The following is a 22,891-nucleotide window of genomic DNA, read 5'->3' as shown; positions in this document are numbered from 1 at the left end:
TAAGTATATCATAATTAGACGAATAAAAATATACCTACTTCACCAACTTTATCACTACACGAACAACCTCATCCTCAGCTTCCTGATACGCATCCAGCAAGCCTTTCATAGCAATATCCTTTTTTGCAACCACACGTTGTTTTACTTCAACATAAAATGGCTCTGTAAAAGGAAACTCCTCCAATGAAATAGTTCGCTCATCAACCCAACCTATTTCCAGTTTTTGATTCTTAAAAAAAGAAAAAGTATCTGGCACTGGAAATCCTTCTTTATAAAAATAATGCTCGTCCGCTTTTGATACACCGGGTTCATTTAGGCAAACATACAAGGATAAATTATCGCAAAAATTTAGTAAATCATAGTGAAATGGAAACAACTTAGAATCATAATTTTCCAATTGCCCTTTAATCTTGTGTTGACGCTCCTTTTCATTCCGAACAAATTCCCGCGCTTCCTCACTTTTGTCATCCTCTGCAAACCGAGCATAATGATGGCTACACAACATTGCCGCATAGTCATCCATCACCTGTACATCATCTATTCCATGCTTGTAAAAAACAAATTTAGATACATTCGGAAAATCCATAAAAGTGTATGGAAAATTTGTCTTATCATTCAAAAATGGCGCAGCATCAACAGGTATCCACCCTCTATCATGTTCTGCTATAGCAAGTTCAACTGATGCTCTTTTATCACTACCTAGAAAAAAAGAATCCTTCCATTGTAAAGCAAATTCTCCAGATATTCGTGCATGGTCATCCTGTGAAATCATGACAATATCATTCTGTCGTTCCCTGATAATCATTTTTTCGATCCTCCGATCAATTGAACGCTTATCGCAAGCTTTAATGGCAAAAGCCTTTAGTTGCACTATTTTAATATCCTTTAGTTATAAGAGAAAAATACCTCTTTGGATTAGCATATCCAAAGAGGTATTTCGTTGCAACAATTACCAAGCTTTAATCGGCCCGCAGCCAATTCGTTTCCCTGCATTTCCAGATGGCTGTGATCGATAATCATCTGGATTCTGGTGAATCATAATCGTCTTTCCAACAACGTCTTCCACCTTAAATCGGTTTGTAAAAAATGACATGTACGCGTACCCATTATTTGAAAATAAAACTGGAAAATCACCCGGGTGATTACCGTGCGGTTGGTTGTGTGGATTCCAGTGTCCTCCTGCCTCTTCATATGGCTCAGGTTCTTCCATACTCCCACATGTAGCATGTTCATGAATATGAAAGCCATGCGGACCAATTGGAGCTTTATTACCGTATCCAGGTTCATAATCTGGTAAACCCGTTACTTCCACCGTAACGTTCGTACCATAGGGGACATCTGTGAAAACAACATACCCATGCAACTCAGGTGCCAATTCACTTCCCCTTATTTCAGCAACAGCTCGGGATGTCATTTGACGATAAGGATCAAAATGGTATGCACCATATTTATTATAATTATTTGAATACATATTGCGTAATCCTCCTAAAAACTCTTATGATTACACATCATATGCCCATTCAATGATTTGGTGCGCCACGTGTACCATTCACAATACGGAACACTTTGTTTTGATCTTTTATTAAATGTCATGGATGGGGGCGATTCGTAGCTCTTGCAGGACAGGATAGTATCGGTGAAATTCATCAAAACTACGGCAAACTCCATTATTTTATCGGCGAAAAACAGATTTCCATCGGCTTTCGCGGTATTATGTAAACGCGTTAAAACAAAATTATATTAACGTTGCCCTTGCCATCATTCCCGAAAATCTAGCCTTCCACACTACACCAATTTTACCAACTATTAAAAATTCACCCTTCATGTTTATGCTGCAATCTTAGGATTTATGAATGTACTTTTATCGCTTTGACCTCATGCCTTCTAGTATCTTGATGTCCGAACGAATAAATGTATCATACGATTCCGACTCCATCGGAACAATCGCGATTTTCCCATCCTTATCATAATGACAACCAAACCCATGTGTTTTTACTAAAGATGACGCCCGTAGACATGCACGCGATTTACTGAAAAAAACTTCCCTTTCCTCTTCCGTTCCATTCAAATTATTTCGAATGCAATGCGTTTGAAAGTCTAATTCGTCCTGTGTATAAGCATACGGTTTACCAGAAAGCATTTCATAATGTATGCGTGCCACTGTTTTCTTCGGTTTGTTTTGTGGCACCTTTGATTCTGTCCGCTTCGTGTCAGGTGAGACTTTAATGAAGTTATCTTGTAAGCCATTCTCACTGTCTCCTTAGTTTTTCGTTAGTTACCATGGAAATCCAAATAAATCCTTTGATTCATCTAACTCCATTCCAAGCTCGTTTGCTGTAATAGCTAGCAACTCTTTACAAAAATAATGGCTCTTGTGAGTGATTATTTTATCGTTTTCGATTTCAATCTCTGTCACGTCCCACAGCTTTTCGACAGCATCAATCGTCCGTGTAAAGACTACAATATTTTTTCCCCATAGACTTATCATCTCACCATGAATAGCAATCGAACGCGGTCCGGAAGCCCAGTCCCCCATAGAGTTAGTTCTAATTTGAGCTTTTCCAATATCCATCCCAGTTCCGACAATATGGTTTGTTGCATGCTCATCTAGCAAACTACCAATGGTTTGAAAATCACCTTCCATAAACGCATTCATATACTTCGTAGTAATCGTTTTTTCCGTTTCAGCTAATGGTTTAGCTTTAAAATTAACCCTATCCTTTTGGCTGATCGATTTTATCTTTTTTCTTGCTAGATGAATGTTCGAGTTGACAGCGCCTTCAGTAGACCCAATCAGTATCGCTGTTTCTTTTGCGGTAAAATCAAATGCCTCTATTAACAAAAATACAGCCAGTTGTTTCGGTGTTAGATTCACCGTTAAAAATTCCATGGCATCTTCCATTTTGTCTTCATCTACTTGCCCCTCAGTAGCAACTAATTCTATCTCATAGGACTGAATATCCAATTTATTTCTTCTACATTGATCAATCCATGTATTAGATGCGATTCGAAAAAGATACGACTTTGGTGATATCCGTTGCCTTATTCGTGTTAATGAAGCAAATGCCTTTAACATGGTTTCCTGCACCAGATCTTCCGCTTCCCAAGGGGATCCAGTTAAATAGCTACAGTACCTCCACAATTCTGATCGGTAAGGCTGAATGAGTTGGTTAAAATCATCATTTAATGCCTGGGAAGTCGTTCCAATTTCATGTAAATCGTTTTGATTAGCCACGTATGTACCCTCCTATATATTACTTACTACTATATAGACGAAAATAATAGGTAAAACCATACTAGGAAATAAAAAATTTTTTTAGCGAATTAACTATCACTGTTGAACAAGCTGAATCCAATTTCCGCATGTATCATTAAATACAGCCACAATGGTTTCTCCTATTTCCGTTGGAACCATCCCAAATTCAACATCTAATTCTTTCATTCTTTCATACTCACCATGAATATCCTCAACCGCAAATGAAGTAAAAGGAATGTCCCCTTCAAACAGTTCCTTTTGATACGTCCTGGCCGGTTCAAAGGCAGGTTCTAATAATAGTTCCACACCATTCTTTTGATCAGGCGAGACAACTGTGACCCATCTCCGATCACCCGCAGATTTGTCCATTTTTTTAACAAATCCAAGAACCTCTGTATAAAATTTCAATGCCTTATCTTGATCATCAACGTAAACATTTGCTATGTAAATTTTCACGTTATCACCCTTTCTCTCTAATTTATTTATAGTCATTGTATCACTTTGCGCAGCACACAACATTTAATAGAATTCAAGCCTCCATGCGATAATCCAATGACCACATAAATCAATTCCTTGTGCTAAAATTACACTAAACGATGAAACGGGGTGTCTTTTTGAATAAACTAACATTAGGTAATAGTGAGTTAAAGGTGCCAAACATTGCATTAGGTTGCATGCGAATGAAGGATCTATCCAATCAGGAAGCAGCGTACGTTATTCAGAATGCATTGGAAAATGGTATTAACTTTTTTGATCACGCAGACATCTATGGTAAAGGTGAATCGGAACGAATTTTTTCACAAGCTATTAACATGAATCCGTCGGTTCGAGAAAAAATGATTTTGCAAACAAAATGTGGTATTCGGAAAGGGTCTTTTGATTTCTCCAAAAGCCATATAGTAGAATCCGTCAATGGCAGTCTTGAACGATTGAACACGGACTATCTTGATATTCTATTACTCCATCGACCTGACGCATTAATGGAACCTGAAGAAGTAGCTGAAGCATTCAACGAGCTACAAGAAAGTGGAAAAGTACGGCACTTTGGAGTAAGTAACCATAACCCCTTACAAATTGAACTATTGAAAAAACATGTAAAACAAGATTTAATTGTGAATCAACTACAGTTAAGTCTTATGCATACTAGTATGATTGATGCTGGACTTAACGTGAATATGCAACATAATCCCTCTCTTGTAAGAGATAATGGTATACTCGATTACAGCCGTCTAAATGACATGACAATTCAAGCATGGTCTCCTTTTCAATATGGAAAGATAGAAGGCGTGTTCGTTGGAAATAATGATTTTCCTGCAGTGAATGCAAAACTGCAACATCTTGCTGAGAAATACGGAGTAACGGATTCAGCAATCGCCATCGCCTGGATCTTACGTCACCCTGCAAAGGTTCAGCCCGTTGTTGGAACCATGAATCCAGAACGCCTAGGAGGTATTGCTAAAGCTTCACATATTAAATTAACGAGAGAAGAATGGTATGAACTTTACCTTGCAGCAGGAAATAATCTACCTTAAACATAAGAAGAACCTAGTTGCCACTAGGTTCTTTAAAGAATAAACTGCGACGAAGTTTTCTTTCTAGAGGAAATTGCACAGTTGCGGACACTGGATTCGCTATTTTTATTTTTGGGGCGTGTTTTATGGGTTAAGTCGACACAGGATACCTTATTTAGGTATAAACACGATAAAGTTACTACTTTTTGACTGTGTAGGGTCTCCTATGTCCACAAACAGTCACATTCGATCTTTTTATACACAAATAAAGTTTCTTCTGATGTCCGCTTACCACAGTTCAAAATGCAGAACGACAAAGAAGGCACTGCGGATCTTCTAATGCATTACATTCTACTAATTTTTGTTTAAACTCCAAAAAGTAATCAACTTTTCTTCTTTCCCGGAAACCTAGCTTATCGCCAAGTTTCCGAGCAATAGACTTCATTTTTTTATTCGTTTCAATAAATCGATAAAGTTAATTAGCTTATCTAAAGAACTAATATTGGCATTACACTTCTCATTATCCTGACAAATATAATTTCCTTTAACCGTATAGGAATCCCTATCCTGACCTTTGTTTTTTGTTGTAAACAACCCTATTTCTGCATAGCTATTACAAATCGTACACATTCCTTTTTGATTGATTCGTTGAAATGTACCTTCTAGCCCAATCAATCTTCTTTCATATTCTGTAACAATCAATCGTTTATTCGAACCGGGATCATCCCAAGCCAAATAAATAAGTTCCCTCCTATCGACATTTTCCATTTTAGGCACTTTGAGCTTCTTAACCTTTGGGAATAATCGCTTAATCGATTGCTCTGAAACTTCCTTAAAAGGTATGACATATTCCTTCAATCTAGAGAAATAGACTTCTGCATCATTACTATCCTTAATTGCAAGAATTGGTTCTATCAACTTTTTTTGCTCCTTACTAAGGTCTTCAAAACAATTTAGCACTTTTCCCATTATGAGGGACTTTAGTGCGTTTAGAACATCATTATCGTTTACCGTTGCATAGCCATTAATCAGATTCTGCACTTGCTGCCTAATAAAGTTATATTGTTCACATCTTATAAAAGCTTCCATATAATCACCTCGTCTTTATACCATATATTAGTATACGTTTACGTGTCTTACAGGAAAAGGCAGTAAACAACTAATAATCAAACTTTACATACTGTGCTTAACTTTAGTTTATCTCATCGCGGTATCCACAGCTTCTTAAAATCAAAATGACCAAACGACTGGAATTCAACATCCTTAATCATTGGATGAAAGGTTCGTTCTTTAAAAGGATGATGCTGGAAGATAAGTAAGTTGTTCGCTCGTATATATGATTCAATTTCTGACATAATTACTATTCTTCCAGCTTTGTCCAATTGCTTGAATCTCTCTAACTTTTGATCAATCCACTTCAAATCCTTAGAAGAAAACATCCGTCTGAATAAAAGTGTTTCATTACTAAAGGCACCTAAAAAGGATAAATGTTCATCTAGTGAGGACACCTCTCCCATAAAAATTAAGTCCGCATCTTCATCCATTTTCTGACCGTAAAAATCATTGAAATCATATGCGCATAAATTAAATTGAATTCCGTATTCTTCTGCCTCTCTAACGAACCACTCCACTTCTTCTTTTGCACGTGGAAAATCTAAATGGTACACCTTTAAAGGCTCTCCATTATACCCTGCTTGCTCTAATAATTCTGGTATTATTGCTGCTTCCTTCGTTTGTTTAATGGATCGCTCTACCGAAAAACTACTTGCCTCAATCCAGTTTCCCCAGCCCATCGACTTTGCCATTTTATCCATATTCAACAGATGAAAAATTGCCTTACGAAAGGGCGGTTCCAGCACGATGTTTTGTTTGTGAAAATTAAATGTTAAAAACCGAAACCCAGTCTCAATTTCTTGTATTTTATAAGGATCCACCATTTCTTCCTTATCAACCGTATAATTTACTAATCTTGCAGCTTCACTAGAAACCTTATAAAAGTGGACCTCATCAAGGAGTGGACGTTCTTTAAAGTAACCGTCAAATGCCTCTATAACCAATTTATCTGGACGTCGCTTCTTCAGCATAAATGGCCCTGTTCCAATCCATTCATATTCATCAAAGGTAACGTCAGCGGGCAGTATACAGAAATTTGACGAGGCTATAAACCGAAGAAAAAAAGGATTTGGTCTCTTTATATGAATCCTTACCTTATACGCCCCTTCGCATTCTACTCGTTCAATCTCTTTCGCTAACCATGAATAAGAAGCTGGACCTTGTTTGACTCGGTCAACTGTAGCTGCTATATCACGACTAGTAAGCGTTTTTTGATGATGAAAAAGAACTCCTTTTCGTAAATAGAAGGTCCAAACCGTTCCGGTATCATCTAATTCATAATGATGAGCTATATGCGGAATGATGCTGTCCGTTTCCGCATCATACTTCACAAGAGAATCGCCCAGTTGTTCAATCATGTGTGCTTCGAACGAGATAGCAGTTCGAAGTGGATCTAACGTTGTTACTTCTCGTGAAATAAGGGAATGAAGTACATCTTTCGCTCCCGTATCTGTTTGAAATCCGAACATATTTCGTATATCATTAGAAGCTTTTGCTATCCATGTTTTTGGAAGGGGAAGACGAAGTAATTGTGCTGCTTCATCCAAACGATCATTTTCAAGACAGTCTTTCATGAAGCTATTTATTTCCTTTTTTAGCGACTTAGTAAAAATAAGGGTAGATGGGTTACCTCTTCCTCTTCCAGGCTTATACATTAGTTTTTCTGCTTCCTCAAATTGTTTAAGTATTCGTTTGACATTTTTAGGTGAGCAAAACCATAGTGACGATAACTCCGACAATTTAAATTGACATTCTCGCTTCCGTTCACGTTTATAAAAATGAGCTCGCATTGCAAAATAACGATTATCCACCGTGTTACAACTCCTTTAAAAGGGGACATTAATTATTCAATTATACCCTTTTTACCCCTTTTAGAAAATACTATACTACGCATAAGGGAGGGAGATATGGTGCTAAAAACGTTACACCCTAATATACGAATTCGAATTTATACATCTTTTCTAAGCAGGGTTGTTGGGTCAGCAGTCTTTCCATTTATGGCTATCTATTTCACTGCTCACATCAACGCTTACGTTGCTGGAATTCTTGTCCTTATTCAGGTTGGTGTACAATTTTTCACTGGATTGTATGGTGGGTACTTGGCTGATATTATCGGACGGAAGCGACTAATGGTAACAGGTGAACTTCTTAAGGTTGGGGCATTTATTGGCATGCTAATCGCAAACTCACCATTTCTTGTCTCACCTTGGATTACATTTGTTATGCTCCTAATCATTGGGGCATCATCGGGACTTGTGAATCCTGCTGCTGAAGCTATGTTAATTGATGTAAGTACAAAAGAAACAAGAGCATTTATGTACGCGGTGAACTACTGGGCAGTAAACATGTCGATCATGATTGGACTAATTGTCGGTGGATGGTTTTTCGAAAACCATTTATTCCAGTTAATAGCAGTATTAATTGTGATGAGTTTGATTACATTATGGATGACAGCTGCATTAATTACGGAAACATATCAAGCAACAGAGGCTCAATCAACACAAGGCTATGGAGTTAAGCCATTGTTAATGAGTTATCGGCTTGTTATGAAAGATTGGCCGTTTCTCGCTTTTACAATCGGAGGAATAGCTGTCCTAGGTATCGAATTTCAACGCAATAATTATATTTCAGTTCGATTGGAACAAGATATTATTCCAAGAACGATAGATCTATTCAATCTATTTTCCTTTCAGCTTGATGGCATTAAACTTCTTAGCCTTTTAACCGTTGCCAACACACTAATCATTGTATTTTTTACCGCAGCAGTTTCCAAATGGATTAAAGGTAAAAACGAGCAATCAATCATGTATGTAGGATTCATTCTATTTGGTGCTGGTTATGCGTTCCTTGCATTCAGCAACAATATACCACTCATGTTCCTAGCCGTTATCGTACTGTCCGTTGGAGAGTTGATGTATGTTCCGACGCGACAATCCATCCTTGCTGATATCGTAGACGATTCAAGAAGAGGTGCCTATATGGCTTTCAACGGTCTTGTATTTCAGTTAGGAAAAATGCTTGGTGCCCTTGGACTAATAGTTGGTAATATAGTGGGGGGACTATGGATGTCAGCAGGATATCTATTGCTGGTACTAATCGGGATCCTGTTTTCAAGTATCGCTATAAAAGGAAGATATGAAAAGAGTCATCAAGTCGTTTATGCAAAAAAATAAAACAATTGACATATGATCAATAAAGTGGTTAACTATTAATAGATTTCAAAGGGGAGTAGCTTTAACAGTATTGTCGTCATTTCAGAGTGGAATCACTCTCGGCTTTACTGGCAACCTACGGCGTTGTTAGCAAGACCTTTGCCATTGTGGTAAAGGTCTTGCATTTTTTTCGGGGCTTTTTACCATAATAAAGGGTAAAGCCCTATTTTTATATTTTGGAAGGAGAAGTTTCGTTGGAATCAATTTGGTTAGAATACGGTTGGACATTATTAATACTTATTGGTCTAGAAGGGTTATTGTCAGCTGACAATGCGCTTGTATTAGCGGTAATTGCAAAACACTTACCAGAAGACCAAAAAAAGAAGGCAATAAATTACGGCATCTTGATGGCATTTGTTTTCCGATTTGGTGCACTTTTTGCAATATCTTTCTTAGTCAATGTATGGCAAATACAAGCTATTGGAGCGTTATATCTACTGTACATCGGATTAAAACATGTAATTGTCGATAAATTCGGCTCGGAAAAAGATGAAAAGGACGAATTGGAAGAAGAATCAAAAGGAAAAGGCTTCTGGCCAACTGTAGCTAAAATTGGTGTTGCAGACATGGCATTCGCCGTTGATTCCATTCTTGCAGCAGTAGCACTTGCATTAGCTTTACCAGATTCACCTTTTGGAGAATTCGGTGGAATGGACGCAGCTAAATTTACAGTTGTTGTTATTGCGGGAATAGCAGGACTAGTGTTAATTAAGTTTGCGGCAACATGGTTCGTGAAACTTCTTGACGTAAGACCAGGAATTGAAACAACAGCTTATCTGATTGTTGCATGGGTCGGTGTAAAGCTAGCGGTTATCACGCTTGCACATGAAGACCTTCATATACTACCGCACGACTTCCCACATAGCACTGGATGGACGATATTCTTCTGGGGTGTACTTCTTTCTATTGCTATTGGTGGTTGGATCCTTTCAGGCAAAGAGCCTAAACGTAAAAATTTAGAGGATTAATAAAAAATCCTAACAGCTTAACACGCTGTTAGGATTTTTTAGTTTGACCAATCTTTTGGTGGCGTTTTTAATACTCGCAACCGGAAACTATTTAATGCTGTCTCACCTAGATGTTCGAGAAGGTTATAGTTAGCATATGCACCAACAATAGCTCCAAGCCCTGGTACTAGTTGCAGCATTTTAACTAAATCAATATAATCCCTATATTCTTGTTGAAATTCACGCCAATCCATATCAACCAGTTTTTTCTTCTCTTCCTCCCAGTTTTCAATAATTCGAAACGTTTCTTTACGTTTTTCATCACTTGAAAAAGCTAATTTGAACACGTGCAGAAGAAATAACCGCTCTTCATATTCTTTTGTATCATATCCATAAATCGTCGCCGCTTCATATAAAAATTTCATCTTGATTGATAATAACAATGGAAAATCAGCAAGTCCAAGCAGGATACCGCCTGCACCGGTTCCAGTACCTTCAATAACAGCTGTCTTCCGATAAGACGTTAACTTTTTTCTAAGAAGTTCATCACGTTCTTCAAGATCCATTCTAGTTGAATCACGTTTCCTGGTCGTGATATTTGACCCAAACAGTGTTGCCTTTACCATGCCTTTAATACTTTCTGTTAGTACCTTGTGGACTTTTTCAGGAATCGCCTCCGTTATCTTTAATTGCGCCTTCTTGGAAATTCGGTTCACTAGACCTTGATCCTTCAGTAATTTTCTTTTCCATACCTCTATATCTTGATAGATCTTAGCTTCATACTCATTCATTTGTGTACCTGCCTTAATTTTATGATATTTACCTTCCTTTATATTAAACATCACGTTTCCACTTTTAGGCAATGGGTTTATTGTATTCATCCGATAACCCAAATCATACGCTAGAATTCTTCCCTAGTTACAAGTACTTAGTTTCATTCTCTCAGTTCATAAAAATAACTGTAAAATTTTGTAGGATAATGGGCAGTCTTATTTTTACATTTTTTTAACAATTCTAAACGCTAAATTCATATTTACTTAATGAACATTAGGTAATCTGGAAAGTGAATCAAATAGGAGGGAGAGAATGCACAATGCTTCAAAATATCGGGGTGCCTGGAATAATTATTTTACTTGTAATAGTGTTAATTATTTTTGGGCCTTCTAAGCTACCAGAAATTGGCCGGGCATTTGGTACAACTTTAAAAGAATTCAAGAAATCAACAAAAGATCTAGTTTCCGGGGATGACGAGGATGATGCTAAGTCTAAAAACTACTCCAGTTTGCACGAAACAGAATACGATTCAAAAAAAGGACCACCCAAGTTAGTGAAATATGAAAAACAGTAAAATGGCAGTTCTGGATCATCTAGAAGAATTGAGGAGACGCATAATCATTACCGTTTCTGCCTTCCTGCTTTTCTTTATCGCTGCATTGTTTTATGCAGGAGAAATATATGGATGGCTGGTAAAGGATTTGGAGATACAACTTGCGATTCTTGGACCTACAGAAATTTTATGGGTCTATTTAATGCTAGCAAGTGCTGTATCGATAGCCGTAACAATCCCAATCGCTGCAGGAGAGGCATGGCTTTTTGTCCGTCCAGCATTAACAAAAAAAGAACAAAAAGTTACGTTAGCTTATATTCCAGCGCTATTCTTCTTATTTATTATGGGAATTTGCTTTGGTTATTACTTGATATTTCCCATCGTTCTTGAATTTCTGTTGACACTAGCTAATGATCACTTTATGACATTTTTTACTACAGAAAAATACTTTCGATTTATGTTCAGAATGACGTTGCCCTTTGGATTACTATTTGAACTACCAGCAATTGTCATGTTCTTAACGAGCCTTGGGATTATTAACCCTTACCAATTGAAGAGAATACGCAAACAAGCTTACTTTGTTTTGATCTTAATTTCAGTTTTAATTACACCGCCAGATCTTCTATCAGACGTTTTAGTTATTTTACCACTATTGGTTTTATATGAGTGCAGTATTAGTTTATCGAAGATTATCTATCGAAAAAAACGAGACGCTTCGGTAGCAGCCGCTTAGCACACTGACAAATGGAGATGGAAAATGAAGTAATCCAACAATTTTAGGAGGTAGCTATTTTGACTAATGAAAAGAATTGGAGCAAAGAGGTCAGCAGAAGAGATTTATTAAAAATGGGTGGAACAGGTGCTGTAGCAATTACAATAGGGTCCGCGTTATCTCTACCATTTTCAGGCGAAGTATTAGCTAAAGGAACGCCGGTTCACCCAAAATCCAATCATCCTGGAACGGCTGGATACGGGCCGATGATAAAAGATCCTGGTGGAATTCTCGACTTACCCAGAGGGTTTCAGTATCGAATCATTTCAGAAGAGGGAAACAGACTTTCAGATAGCCGACCAATACCGGGGAATTTTGACGGGATGGCTGCTTTTCGAGGAAAAAATAATTCAACAATCCTAGTTCGTAACCACGAATTAACTGGTGATACCGAAAACCCCGTAGTAGGGAAAAATCCATACGATAAGGACAATACTGGTGGAACCACGACTTTAGTTGTTGGACGTAATAATAAAGTACTGAAAGAATATGTAAGCTCTTCAGGGACAATTCGCAATTGCGCAGGAGGAGCAACACCATGGGGTACATGGATCACCTGTGAAGAAACCCTTGAAAAAGGACACGGTTATGCGTTTGAAGTCGACCCAAATGACCCTGAAAACAAGTTGTCCAAGACCCCCATACGAGAGATGGGCGCATTTTCCCACGAAGCTGTTGACGTCGATCCGGCAACAGGCATTGTTTATTTAACGGAAGATGGCGGCCCAAGCTTCCTTTATCGTTACATTCCGAATGACCGGACACCAAAACCAGGCGCTCTCCAAAAAGGAGGCAAGTTACAGGCTGCTGTGATGGAAGAAGTACCTGCTGCACTTGCGGAGTCATTTAATACTGGAAAAAAGTATGGAATTATCTGGAAAGATGTTGATCCAGAAAAACCAACAGATGATGCGATAGCAAAAGACTGTATACGGTTCGATCGATTAGAAGGAACCCATTTTGTCGCGGGAGTACTATGGTTTAGTGACACATCTGCTGGTTACAGTAACGGACAAAAAGGCCGAATCTACCGTTATACACCAGCCACGAATAAACTAGAATTGTTCTACGAGGCATCCAGCGCAAACAAGATGGAGATGCCTGACAACATCGTAGTTGCACCGTGGGGGGATCTCTGGTTTGTCGAAGATGGACCGGGTGGTGACCGAATTATGGGCATCACACCAGAAGGAGAAGTCTATCAATTTGGTCAAAACAGACTTAACGATTCCGAATTAGCCGGTCCCACTTTTTCTACTGATGGGAAAACATTTTTCGTAAACATTCAAAACCCTGGACTTACTTTTGCTATTTGGGGTCCATTTGCACGCGGAAATCATGGAAGAAAACATAAAATGGGACATGCTGCACCACCAAAGAGCTTTGCACCGCATTTGTCGGACAAAGTAATTAGAGCAGCCCAAGCTCAAGGCATGAACCATCTTGAAGCTGCCGCATTTCAGCGACATGGCGTTCCATTATTTTAGTTTTATGAAAGAAAAGCGCAAGCGCCTCGAAAGACACGACAAGCATAAGCAGAACACTGCAGTGTGGTGGTTCTTTACCACACGGAAGTGGACTGCTTATGTCTCGAGTGTCTAGGCGCTGGAGCTGGACATAAGAAAAGCGCAAGCGCCCGTTTAGAAGCGGACGCATAAGCAAGGGACCGTAGAACGCATGGGTTTAAGGAAGTTCGACTAAGGTCGCCACATCCGTGGCAACATCGAACTACCCCACGTCCTGTGGGGCAGAAGTGTCCATTGCTTATGACGGCAGCTTCTGGGCGCTGGAGCTAGACAGCTTTCCGTTTATAATTCTTTGCTCTTCAATAAACCCCTTCTTGCGAAAAAACATCTTTACAAGAAGGGGTTTTTAAGTTAATACATTTTACACATCCCATGTGAATTAGGATACGTATACCTAAACCCAAATTGTTCATACAATTTGTTTGCAGGATCATCCGCAATCAAACTTACGTAAGACCCCGTATATGTATGTTGATCAAGGTATGTCATGATTTCCTTCATAATAACCTTTCCTAATCCGTTTCCTTGATGACTTGGCTTTACGACTATATCGACCACTTGGAAAAAGGCTCCACCGTCACCTATTACTCGACCCATTCCAATTAACGTTTTTTCTTCATAGAGACTTACCGCAAACAAGGAGTTTTTCAACCCTATGGTGGCCGCTTCAATAGATTTCCCACTCATTCCACCTTCTAGCCGCAAATCATTATATTTGGTTGGAGTTGGAGCTCCATAAACTATGTTCATCTTACTAGTCCTCCATTCAAGTTAATCGTTCGGATTTATAATAGCTAGTACTTGATGATCTTCCCATTTACCGTTTATCTTGACATTCTTTCTTGCAAGCCCTTCCTTATGAAAACCGGCTTTTTCTAACACACGAATGGATCCAATATTATGCGGCATTACACCAGCTTCAATTCGATGTAGCTGTAATTTCTCAAATCCATATTTTACAATCAATTCAGTTGCCTCCGTTGTATACCCTCTACCATTATGTTGTTTATCCGAAAAGTAACCGATAAACGCGCTTTGCAATGATCCCCGTAAAACTTGAAAGAGGCTGATCGTACCTATTAATCTGTTATCATCTATTTTAAAGATTCCAAATTGATAGCTTTTATCATTTTTTACATCCTCTTCGTAATTTCTTATTCGATCTAACTGACCTTCTATCGTGTAGAAATCTTCTTCTCGAGACATAGAAAAGTTCTCAAAGAAATTGCGATTTTCATTTTGTAGTCGTAGCAGTGCTTCTGAGTCATCAGTGGTCAGAAATCTTATATAAATGTTATTCCCTTGCACGTAACTACCTCCCTTTAATCTTTATATATCTTTTGTGCCTCGTATTTAAATCCAAGGTATTTATACCCTTGTTTTTGATACATTTCTCTAGGTGTGTCTTCCCCGTCAGCCACCAAAATGATTGTCCGGTCAGAAAATTTATCCATCACATACTTTTGCAACCTACTTCCAATACCTTTTCGTTGCATATTATCCAAAACATTAAACCCATCAATTTCAGCCGTAACATCGGTAATAATAACGTCTAAAGAACCAGCAGCCACATCTTTGTAGTACGCCATCACCTGTAATATATTGCTAGATTCCAGGTTTTGTTTATGTAAATCAATTTTTTGTTTGGCAAAATCCTCGCCGAATTCCAAATCCTGCTGATACTGTAGTTTTTGAAACACCTCAAAGTTTTCCTTCGTAACAGCCACGACTTTAATGTCCTCATGGTCTGTTACATTGATAAAATCTTGTGGGTTAACCGCATATAGCTCCATATAACCAACATCGTAACCTGATTCCTTTAAATAATTTATAAGCTCTGATGTCGGTTTTGTATTTTCCGGAAAACAAAACTTTACATGTTTTTGTCCTCTTTGCTGATGAAAACTTCTTAGAAATTGTGCCGTCTCCTTAAACTCATCAACCGATGGTACCGCTTTAAACTCTATGAAGTTACTATCATAGCGAAGCAGCATCTCTGGATAGTGAAAATGCTTGTATAGCTCGTTCTCAAAAATTTTATGACTTAGTGTAAAGATATTATCAAATGTTATCGAATTCATTTCAAATTCTCCTTTAGCAAACTATGTGTCGCTATATTTTAATTAGAAATCCTTACTTCTTAACACAGTGAAAAAACACATTACTCCAATTTTATTGTAATCGAAATTATGTGCTTTTAACATGAAAATATTGATTTTTTAGCCATTTTCACTGGAACTATTATGGATGCAATTCATATTAACCACTTTGGAAAGGACTATCATTAGTGCCTTTGCAGGAGGGGGAATAATAGCTATGGTCGCTTCCACTATGATGCCAGAAGCGTTCAAAGACGGTGGACCTGCAGTTGGTTTATTTATTACATTATTACTTGGCCACTTATAGGAATAATTTTCATTATCATCTTCTATTTCCTTAACCTTCATGGTATCTTATATACGGTGATAAAAAACATGATTATAAAAGATCTATTCACAAATCTAACCGTTTTAGTATCTATTCTATTTATCTATAGTCAAATTACCGATAATCGCCCATTAAATCGAACTTCTTCGCTTAAAAGAAAGTTGACTGTGGGCGTATTAGGCGGAGTTCTTGGATTTATTCTAATGCAATACAGTATTCATATTAATAATACAATTGTAGACCTAAGACACATTCCTATTATTCTACTAGCTTTTTACGGTGGAGCGATACCAGCTTCTTTGGCTATGACCATAATCATTCTTGGCCGTTTTATCATTGGGGTAAATATCTCGGCTTTTTCAGCTATTCCATTAATGGTTTTAATCACACTTGGAGCAATTCTTCTATCAAATGCACGTTTTTCAAGAAACCGTAAAGTTTTTCTAATTCTGACTTGGAGCAATGTAATTTTCACCATTATCATCAGTTTGCTTATTAAAGACTTTGACATTTTATCATTATTAATACCTGGATATTGGATTATTTCTTACCTTGGCGGATTTGTAGCATTTTACATAATCGATTCCATCAGGGAAAGTCAGTTGCTTTTCCATAAATACAAGAATGAATCATCCATTGACGGATTAACCGGCTTGAATAACTATCGTAAATTCGATGATATCTTTAACAACTTAATCAAAACAATCGATGAAAAAAATGAGAAGCTCTCGTTGCTGTATATCGACATTGACTTCTTCAAAAAAATTAATGACACGTACGGCCACACGCAAGGCGATGAAGTATTAAAACAACTTGGGGAAATTTTACAAAGCAACACACGGTCATTTGACATCGTAAGCAGAAACGGCGGAGAGGAATTTACTGCATTGCTACTTGATTGTCCGGTCGATAAAGCAACTGAGATCGCCGAAAATATCCGCAAAAAAGTTGAAAACCATGCTTTTCAGCTAAAAAAAGAAAACATAAATATAACGGTATCGATTGGCATTTCGTGTTATAAGGATACAACAGATGATGTGAATTATATTGTTGAAGACGCTGATAAAGCTCTTTATCGGGCTAAAAATACTGGTCGAAATCGCGTTTGTGTTGCTAAATAGCAAAGCCCCATTAATTTGGGGCTATACTAAGATCTACTTTCAGGGTTGATGTAAAAGGCGAATGGAAAGTATTAGTAGCGGACACCAGATCCCCTATTCATCCAAAATCAAGGCAAATGCTTCTGTTAGCGGACTCAGGATACCTTATTTAGGTGAAAACAGCATGAATTCGCTCTTTTTTACCAAATAAGGTATCCTGAGTCCTATCAACCCTTAAAACATGCCCAAATAAGAGAAATAAGGAATCCTGAGTCCGCTTCTGCGTTCACAGACACTATCCTTTGTCCGATACCTAATTCGCAGTGTGTTAGAAGCAACGAACCCTTAAAAATCAGTAATGTAAAAAACCCCTTGAAAGATTTTCTTCTCTCAAGGGGTTTACTATATATATTATTTCCAGCTTTCCAACAACTCTGTTGCAGCATTGTTTAACGCTTCTTTAGCTTCCGAAGAAATGAATTTATCCATTCCTCTATTATTCAGATGCTTCACGAAACCGTTCATTTTTTTCATAGCTTGTTTATCATGACCTTTATCCATTTGATGTTCCGCTTGCTTCAATTTATTCGTTAGCTGCATAGCAAGTGGATGGCCAATGTCACCAGCCTCTACAAAGCCAACAACGTCTTCCTTAAGTGTCTCAAGTGTAACAGGCTCTGGGTCAGCACCAGATAAATCAATCGCATATTCTGCAAAGCCATTCATTCCTTCCCCAATATAAGAAATGTTTCCATCAGGTTGGATAAATTGCTGTGCATTTGGCGACGATTGGAAAGTCAATTGCGGGTTACCATCCACTGGTGCAAATGACCAGTTGCCATCTGCAGAAGGATCAATTGTTCCGTTTTCTTGGATATACTCGATTACTACTTGACGATTCTGTATCTGTGGTGAAAGAACAATTTGACTGCCATCTAAATTCGGGAAGTTGCCACCTCCGCCAGCACGATAGTTATTTGTTGCTAATAAAAATTCCTGCTCGCCCTGCACTGACTCCCCATTGTATTGCAGGTTTACAATTCGGTGTGCATCCGGATTGATTAGTTCTCCGTCATTGTTGTAACGCGCGGGCTCTGTTACATCAATCTCGTATGTTACACCATCAATCACGTCAAAGTTATAGGTAGAAAAATCTAGATCAACTAATGATTGTTCCTCCGTACTTGTTGGATCTATTTGGTTAAATTGTCCTGCTGACATTTCCAACCATTCGCGAATTTCTTGACCAGTCAGTTTTACAACCTTCAACGTATTCGGGTACACATACAAGTCTGCTACGTTTTTAATAGCAATCGGTCCCTCTGGAATGTAGGTGTAATAATCTGGTCCACCTCTGCCACCAGCTTTAAATGGTGCCGCCGCTGAAAGAATTGGTAAGCCTTCATATTCCGTTCCTTGTACCGCTTGCTCGGTATACCACTTTTGTGCATTCGAAACAATTTGCACTGAAGGGTCATCTTTTACTAATGCAAAATAGCTGTAGATAGGTGCAGTAGTTTGTCCAACCTCAGAACGAATATATTCAAGTGTTGCCTGGTGTTCTTCTGCAATTGCATTCATAATTTCTTGATCTGGCTCCACTAGCGGCTCACCAGTTTCTTGATCTTGAATTGCCCGTGCCTCAGAGCTTGAATCAATTACGTCCCAGTCTTCTCCGTTCTTTTCTAGCTTCAAATCAATAATACCTAGGTGATCTCCCCAGAATCCTGCTTCCACGGATGGTACACCGTTAATTGTACCTTTTTCTAGGTCTACACCTGGAATTCCAGCAAACGATTCACTTGGAAAAACTTCATGAGCATGTCCGAACATAATAGCGTCAATGCCATCAACCTGTGTTAGATTGTACGTAGCATTCTCTTCACGCTCTTGGAGTTCAACTGAACCAAGACCAGAATGCGGAATTGCTACAATAATATCTGCTCCCTCTTCCTTCATAATCGGTACATATTTTTTAGCAGATTCATAGATTCCCTTGGTGATTACTTTACCTTCAAGATTTGTTTTATCCCATTGCATAATTTGCGGCGGAACAAAACCAATTACCCCTACATCAACAGTTTGCGTATTACCATTTGTATCTACTACTTGCTTTTGAATAATGCGGTAAGGGTCAAAAAACGGCTTGTCATTTGTTGGGTCATTGTCCCCGTCGTCGTAGTAGACATTCGCATTGACGTACGGGAAATTCGCATCATCAATAGCTTCTTTCAAATAATCTATTCCATAATTAAATTCATGATTTCCGATGTTTGCAGCATCATAGTCTAGTAGATTCATTGCTTGATAAACAGGATGAACCTCTCCCTCTTCTAATCCATTTCTGGCAACATAGTCGCCAAGCGGATTTCCTTGAATAAGGTCACCATTATCAAACAGCATACTGTTTTCTACTTGTCCACGAGCCTGTTTAATCAACGTTGCAGTCATTGCTAAACCAAATTCATTGGTTTCTTCGTCTTGATAATAGTTGTAGTTTGCTAAATGTACATGAATATCCGTTGTTTCCATGAGTCTCAAGTTCACGATGCTTTCAGTAGATTCCGCATTCGATGTATTTACACCAAACGGGGTAAACAGAAGCACCACGACTAGGAGCATAAATGAAACTTGTCCAATAATTCCTCTACCCATTTTGTAACCCCTTTCAAAAAATTGTCACTTTCCATGGTAAAGGATTACTAGATAGATGGAAATAGTCTAATTGTTAGGGTACGAATGAACTACAGACAATCGAACGGTTTTTTAAGCTTTACCCTTCCATAATCTTCACATAAAACGTTCTTTCTCTTGGTCCATCAAATTCACAAAAATAGATACTTTGCCACGTACCCAGAACTAACTCTCCATTTGAAATGATTAATATTTCGCTTGCACCGATAACAGATGACTTCATGTGTCCATCTGAATTGCCTTCCATATGCACGTAATCATCCTTATTGGGAAATGTCTCGTCAAGTCCTAGCTTCAGATCTTTTTTCACATCTGGATCTGCATTTTCATTAATCGTTATCGCACCTGTCGTATGTGGGCAATATACGACCATTATCCCATCCTTTACAGCCGTTTTTGTTAGTGCCTCTTTTACATAATCATCTAGGTTTGTGAAGGATTGTTTTTCATTTGTCGCTATCGTGTAACTGAAAAGTGTTTTGTCCAATTTATTCACTCCTTTGTTTAGTTAGCTTCTCTTTTTTACTTTTTCTCACATTATTTATCCAAGCTTTATCCTCGTCCATCATTTTCTTAGCTGCGTATATAGTTAGAAATTGAATAACAATGATTGGCAATCCCATAAGTCCTGAAAGAACCTCTAACGGAGCCAACCCGCCTATTCGCATCAACACAAGGGCAATAACTGTAATGATTGCAGCTACAATAATACGTAAACCCTTTGAAGGCTCGGCCTTACTCATATTCCGTGTACCTGTATACGATGCAATCGTGTACGTTGTCGAATCCAGAGTTGTCGTCAAGAAAATAGTTGCGACAATGACAAACACGGTAATTGCAATCGTAGAAAGTGGTAAGGTACCTAAAATCTGTGGTATAGCCGCAAGCGAGTCCCCTTTTACAAGGTCTAGTACTGGCAACTCACCAGTAATATATCTGTGGACACCAAGTCCACCTAACACTCCAGTCGCAACCCATGATAACAAGGTAGGAGCGAGTAAATACGTTAGGATCATTTCTCTAATCGTTCTTCCCCTAGAAATCTTAGCTGCAAAAACACTATGAAGCATAGCCCAAGTTGCGCTGTACGCAAACCAAAATACGGTATACGTCTCAATGTGTGTACTGCCTTCTAGGTCAAGTGAGTTTGTATATAGCGACATATTTACATAATTGGAAATTAAAAAACCAACACTGTCAGTGAAATAATTAAGAATAAATATACCTGGTCCAGCAATTAAGACAAATAGAGCAAAGCCGCCCGCAATGTACATATTCAGTGTACTTAGTTTTTTTATCCCTTTTTCTATACCTAAATACGCACTTAATGAAAACAAAAATACCCATACAACGGTGACAATTAATGTTAGACCAAACGTTACCTCCATGTTAAACAACGCTGATAAATTATACGTAACAATCGGCGCACCAAGTCCTAACGTAACGGCTGCACCTGATAGTATACTAACAAGGAAAATGACATCTAGTATCTTACCACCTAAACCATCGGTGAACTTGTCGCCAAAAATGGTACGGCAAGCCTCTGAAATTCGCATGAATGGTTTTTTTCGAACGTGTAAAATATAGCCCATAGCTGGAGCTGCCATAACGAAAATAGCAAATACCTGAAAGCTCCATAGGAACATGCTGTATGAATTACCCCACAATAACGCCTGTGTTGAACCAGGATCTACACCAAACGGAGGATCATTTGCGACAGCTGCCCATTGCAGCATTCCTGTACGCATAATCGTAGATCCAAGACCCATCGCAATTAAAATAGAAGAGTACTCGAATAACGAAAATCTAGGTTTCTCTGTAGGATCTCCCAGAACAACGTCTCCGTATTTCGAAAATGATAGGAAAATACCTGCGGCCACAAGAATAATTCCGTACCATATGTAACCCCACGTAAACACTTCTACTATCTTATTAAATATACCATTTAACAAATTTAATGATTTCGTTTCATACATCGAAAACGGTATCGTAATCGCAATAATGATAAGTAAGGACGGGAGAAATATTTTATAATCTATCAGTCCTTTACCCATTCCTTTGTTACCTTTATTCATTTAAACTCCTCCAACAGTATTATTCAAATCTATTTCTCTTATTACCGCGTTGGTATATTGTTAAACTAAACTGTGGAGTTGAAAATAGAAGAAAACTCTCAGAATTAATCTAAGAGTTAGGTTGATTCCCTATTTTTTCAGCTGAGATGATGAGGAACATTGGTCTACGATTTTCATCAATCATACTCGGGTTGTTTTTTATCATTTCATCAGTAACCCTTGTTTCTTCAACCGCTTTAACTACAAACCCAGAACGAATAACATCATTGATATACGTTGAGAGTGTACGGTGATATTTCATGACATCATCGGCTAAAAATGCGGTTCTTCGTAACCCTTCTGTTTGATAATGATCAACCGGCCAGTGAAGGCTGTTTCCTTCTTCATCGTAATACCAATCTTGTTCATCACGGGAGGTAAAAATAGGATGTTCAACGGAGAACAAAAACTCCCCTCCCGGCTTCAAAAATGCATTAACTTTCTTGCAAATTACTGCAAACGATTGAATGTAATGAAAAGCTAATGAACTAAAAACCACATCAAATTGTTCATCACGAAAGATACTCTCCTCAATAGGCTTTTGTATATACGTAATTGCTGGATCATTTGTCAGCTTTTGAGCTTGTTGTAGCATTTTTTCTGAAATATCCACACCTACTACTGTATTTGCGCCCTGTTCACGTGCATAACGACAATGCCATCCAAATCCACACCCTAAATCAAGTACAGCTTTATTCTGTAAATTAGGCATTAATGATTTCAATAAAGGCCATTCCCCTGCCGCTTCAAGCCCCTTTACAGAACGAGGCATGTTCTTATAAGCAGAAAAAAAGTTTGCATCATCATATTTATTTTGTTTCATTATTACATTTCTCCTTTTGTGATTATAGTTTACTTCTAAAGGAGCGAAACTGGAACAGCAACATCAATG

22 protein-coding genes and 1 pseudogene are annotated in these 22,891 nt (G+C 38.2%); 8 read left to right on the top strand and 15 right to left on the bottom strand.

Features of this window, described 5'->3' with window-relative positions:
- Positions 1-34 precede the first annotated feature (34 nt).
- From ACY9Z2_RS13375 to ACY9Z2_RS13355, 5 genes are all read right to left on the bottom strand, one after another.
- Entirely contained in the window at positions 35-805 is a 771-nt protein-coding gene (locus tag ACY9Z2_RS13375) for a DUF3891 family protein (RefSeq protein ID WP_463610148.1), read from the bottom strand.
- A gap of 144 nt (positions 806-949) precedes the next feature.
- Positions 950-1,471, bottom strand: coding sequence for a superoxide dismutase family protein (locus ACY9Z2_RS13370; RefSeq protein WP_463610147.1), 522 nt, complete (start codon positions 1,469-1,471; stop codon positions 950-952).
- Between the two features lie 390 nt (positions 1,472-1,861).
- Positions 1,862-2,227, bottom strand: coding sequence for a DUF6157 family protein (locus ACY9Z2_RS13365; protein ID WP_463610183.1), 366 nt, complete (start codon positions 2,225-2,227; stop codon positions 1,862-1,864).
- 48 nt (positions 2,228-2,275) lie between these two features.
- Positions 2,276-3,235, bottom strand: coding sequence for a sigma-70 family RNA polymerase sigma factor (locus ACY9Z2_RS13360; protein ID WP_463610146.1), 960 nt, complete (start codon positions 3,233-3,235; stop codon positions 2,276-2,278).
- 96 nt (positions 3,236-3,331) lie between these two features.
- Positions 3,332-3,712, bottom strand: coding sequence for a VOC family protein (locus tag ACY9Z2_RS13355; protein ID WP_463610145.1), 381 nt, complete (start codon positions 3,710-3,712; stop codon positions 3,332-3,334).
- Positions 3,713-3,870: 158 nt separating this feature from the next.
- Here ACY9Z2_RS13355 and ACY9Z2_RS13350 point away from each other — a divergent pair, with 158 nt between their 5' ends.
- Positions 3,871-4,788, top strand: coding sequence for an aldo/keto reductase (locus tag ACY9Z2_RS13350; protein WP_463610144.1), 918 nt, complete (start codon positions 3,871-3,873; stop codon positions 4,786-4,788).
- A gap of 420 nt (positions 4,789-5,208) precedes the next feature.
- On the opposite strand, the gene ACY9Z2_RS13345 is transcribed toward ACY9Z2_RS13350, so the two are convergent.
- Both ACY9Z2_RS13345 and ACY9Z2_RS13340 read right to left on the bottom strand, forming a co-directional pair.
- The gene (locus tag ACY9Z2_RS13345) at positions 5,209-5,856 is read right to left on the bottom strand and encodes a FusB/FusC family EF-G-binding protein (RefSeq protein ID WP_463610143.1); all 648 of its coding nucleotides are present in this window, start codon (positions 5,854-5,856) and stop codon (positions 5,209-5,211) included.
- Positions 5,857-5,969: 113 nt separating this feature from the next.
- Positions 5,970-7,691: an ABC transporter substrate-binding protein gene (locus ACY9Z2_RS13340; protein ID WP_463610142.1), complete on the bottom strand. Its 1,722-nt coding sequence runs from the start codon at positions 7,689-7,691 to the stop codon at positions 5,970-5,972.
- Positions 7,692-7,790: 99 nt separating this feature from the next.
- On the opposite strand from ACY9Z2_RS13340, the gene ACY9Z2_RS13335 reads away from it, so the two are divergent.
- Positions 7,791-9,053, top strand: coding sequence for an MDR family MFS transporter (locus ACY9Z2_RS13335; protein ID WP_463610141.1), 1,263 nt, complete (start codon positions 7,791-7,793; stop codon positions 9,051-9,053).
- Between the two features lie 233 nt (positions 9,054-9,286).
- Positions 9,287-10,060, top strand: coding sequence for a TerC family protein (locus ACY9Z2_RS13330; protein ID WP_463610140.1), 774 nt, complete (start codon positions 9,287-9,289; stop codon positions 10,058-10,060).
- A gap of 38 nt (positions 10,061-10,098) precedes the next feature.
- On the opposite strand, the gene ACY9Z2_RS13325 is transcribed toward ACY9Z2_RS13330, so the two are convergent.
- Positions 10,099-10,830: an EcsC family protein gene (locus ACY9Z2_RS13325; protein ID WP_463610182.1), complete on the bottom strand. Its 732-nt coding sequence runs from the start codon at positions 10,828-10,830 to the stop codon at positions 10,099-10,101.
- A gap of 302 nt (positions 10,831-11,132) precedes the next feature.
- On the opposite strand from ACY9Z2_RS13325, the gene ACY9Z2_RS13320 reads away from it, so the two are divergent.
- From ACY9Z2_RS13320 to ACY9Z2_RS13310, 3 genes are read left to right on the top strand one after another with little or no spacing between them, the layout of a single operon-like run.
- Positions 11,133-11,387 carry a twin-arginine translocase TatA/TatE family subunit gene (locus ACY9Z2_RS13320; RefSeq protein ID WP_463610139.1) on the top strand — a complete coding sequence of 85 codons (255 nt, stop codon included), beginning with the start codon at positions 11,133-11,135 and terminating at the stop codon, positions 11,385-11,387.
- Positions 11,374-12,099 carry a twin-arginine translocase subunit TatC gene (gene tatC, locus ACY9Z2_RS13315; protein WP_463610138.1) on the top strand — a complete coding sequence of 242 codons (726 nt, stop codon included), beginning with the start codon at positions 11,374-11,376 and terminating at the stop codon, positions 12,097-12,099. The genes ACY9Z2_RS13320 and tatC overlap by 14 nt, the downstream gene beginning before the upstream one ends.
- 59 nt (positions 12,100-12,158) lie before the next feature.
- On the top strand, positions 12,159-13,625 hold the full coding sequence (locus ACY9Z2_RS13310; protein ID WP_463610137.1) for an alkaline phosphatase PhoX: 1,467 nt from the start codon (positions 12,159-12,161) through the stop codon (positions 13,623-13,625).
- Between the two features lie 390 nt (positions 13,626-14,015).
- Here ACY9Z2_RS13310 and ACY9Z2_RS13305 read toward each other — a convergent pair whose 3' ends face one another.
- Genes ACY9Z2_RS13305 through ACY9Z2_RS13295 form a run of 3 tightly spaced genes read right to left on the bottom strand, consistent with a single transcriptional unit; the run spans position 14,016 to position 15,745 of the window.
- Entirely contained in the window at positions 14,016-14,414 is a 399-nt protein-coding gene (locus ACY9Z2_RS13305) for a GNAT family N-acetyltransferase (protein ID WP_463610136.1), read from the bottom strand.
- Positions 14,415-14,435: 21 nt separating this feature from the next.
- Entirely contained in the window at positions 14,436-14,972 is a 537-nt protein-coding gene (locus ACY9Z2_RS13300; protein WP_463610135.1) for a GNAT family N-acetyltransferase, read from the bottom strand.
- A gap of 14 nt (positions 14,973-14,986) precedes the next feature.
- Positions 14,987-15,745: a GNAT family N-acetyltransferase gene (locus ACY9Z2_RS13295; protein ID WP_463610134.1), complete on the bottom strand. Its 759-nt coding sequence runs from the start codon at positions 15,743-15,745 to the stop codon at positions 14,987-14,989.
- Between the two features lie 202 nt (positions 15,746-15,947).
- Here ACY9Z2_RS13295 and ACY9Z2_RS13290 point away from each other — a divergent pair.
- Both ACY9Z2_RS13290 and ACY9Z2_RS13285 read left to right on the top strand, forming a co-directional pair.
- Positions 15,948-16,070, top strand: a pseudogene (locus ACY9Z2_RS13290) (ZIP family metal transporter); the annotation flags it as partial.
- 68 nt (positions 16,071-16,138) lie between these two features.
- On the top strand, positions 16,139-17,212 hold the full coding sequence (locus tag ACY9Z2_RS13285) for a GGDEF domain-containing protein (RefSeq protein ID WP_463610133.1): 1,074 nt from the start codon (positions 16,139-16,141) through the stop codon (positions 17,210-17,212).
- 390 nt (positions 17,213-17,602) lie between these two features.
- Here the strand turns inward: ACY9Z2_RS13285 and ACY9Z2_RS13280 are convergent, their stop codons facing one another.
- From ACY9Z2_RS13280 to ACY9Z2_RS13265, 4 genes are all read right to left on the bottom strand, one after another.
- Entirely contained in the window at positions 17,603-19,846 is a 2,244-nt protein-coding gene (locus tag ACY9Z2_RS13280; RefSeq protein ID WP_463610132.1) for a bifunctional 2',3'-cyclic-nucleotide 2'-phosphodiesterase/3'-nucleotidase, read from the bottom strand.
- A gap of 118 nt (positions 19,847-19,964) precedes the next feature.
- Positions 19,965-20,372 (bottom strand): secondary thiamine-phosphate synthase enzyme YjbQ, encoded by a 408-nt coding sequence (locus ACY9Z2_RS13275; protein ID WP_463610131.1) that lies wholly within the window; start codon positions 20,370-20,372, stop codon positions 19,965-19,967.
- Position 20,373: 1 nt separating this feature from the next.
- Positions 20,374-21,960 (bottom strand): BCCT family transporter, encoded by a 1,587-nt coding sequence (locus ACY9Z2_RS13270; RefSeq protein ID WP_463610130.1) that lies wholly within the window; start codon positions 21,958-21,960, stop codon positions 20,374-20,376.
- Positions 21,961-22,069: 109 nt separating this feature from the next.
- The gene (locus tag ACY9Z2_RS13265; protein ID WP_463610129.1) at positions 22,070-22,822 is read right to left on the bottom strand and encodes a class I SAM-dependent methyltransferase; all 753 of its coding nucleotides are present in this window, start codon (positions 22,820-22,822) and stop codon (positions 22,070-22,072) included.
- Between the last annotated feature and the right edge of the window lie 69 nt (positions 22,823-22,891).

The organism is Virgibacillus sp. GM2-2, from assembly GCF_055329585.1.
Note: the sequence above shows the minus strand (reverse complement) of the source record. Positions and strands in the feature narration are given on the sequence as shown.

Excerpts from the sequence above, each read along its gene's own strand:
- ACY9Z2_RS13305 (WP_463610136.1), bottom strand. The coding sequence starts at position 14,414 with ATGAACATAGTTTATGGAGCTCCAACTCCAACCAAATATAATGATTTG.
- ACY9Z2_RS13285 (WP_463610133.1), top strand. The coding sequence starts at position 16,139 with ATGATTATAAAAGATCTATTCACAAATCTAACCGTTTTAGTATCTATT.
- tatC (WP_463610138.1), top strand. The coding sequence starts at position 11,374 with ATGAAAAACAGTAAAATGGCAGTTCTGGATCATCTAGAAGAATTGAGG.
- ACY9Z2_RS13345 (WP_463610143.1), bottom strand. The coding sequence starts at position 5,856 with ATGGAAGCTTTTATAAGATGTGAACAATATAACTTTATTAGGCAGCAA.
- ACY9Z2_RS13265 (WP_463610129.1), bottom strand. The coding sequence starts at position 22,822 with ATGAAACAAAATAAATATGATGATGCAAACTTTTTTTCTGCTTATAAG.
- ACY9Z2_RS13370 (WP_463610147.1), bottom strand. The coding sequence starts at position 1,471 with ATGTATTCAAATAATTATAATAAATATGGTGCATACCATTTTGATCCT.
- ACY9Z2_RS13320 (WP_463610139.1), top strand. The coding sequence starts at position 11,133 with ATGCTTCAAAATATCGGGGTGCCTGGAATAATTATTTTACTTGTAATA.
- ACY9Z2_RS13325 (WP_463610182.1), bottom strand. The coding sequence starts at position 10,830 with ATGAATGAGTATGAAGCTAAGATCTATCAAGATATAGAGGTATGGAAA.
- ACY9Z2_RS13295 (WP_463610134.1), bottom strand. The coding sequence starts at position 15,745 with ATGAATTCGATAACATTTGATAATATCTTTACACTAAGTCATAAAATT.
- ACY9Z2_RS13280 (WP_463610132.1), bottom strand. The coding sequence starts at position 19,846 with ATGGGTAGAGGAATTATTGGACAAGTTTCATTTATGCTCCTAGTCGTG.
- ACY9Z2_RS13375 (WP_463610148.1), bottom strand. The coding sequence starts at position 805 with ATGATTATCAGGGAACGACAGAATGATATTGTCATGATTTCACAGGAT.
- ACY9Z2_RS13270 (WP_463610130.1), bottom strand. The coding sequence starts at position 21,960 with ATGAATAAAGGTAACAAAGGAATGGGTAAAGGACTGATAGATTATAAA.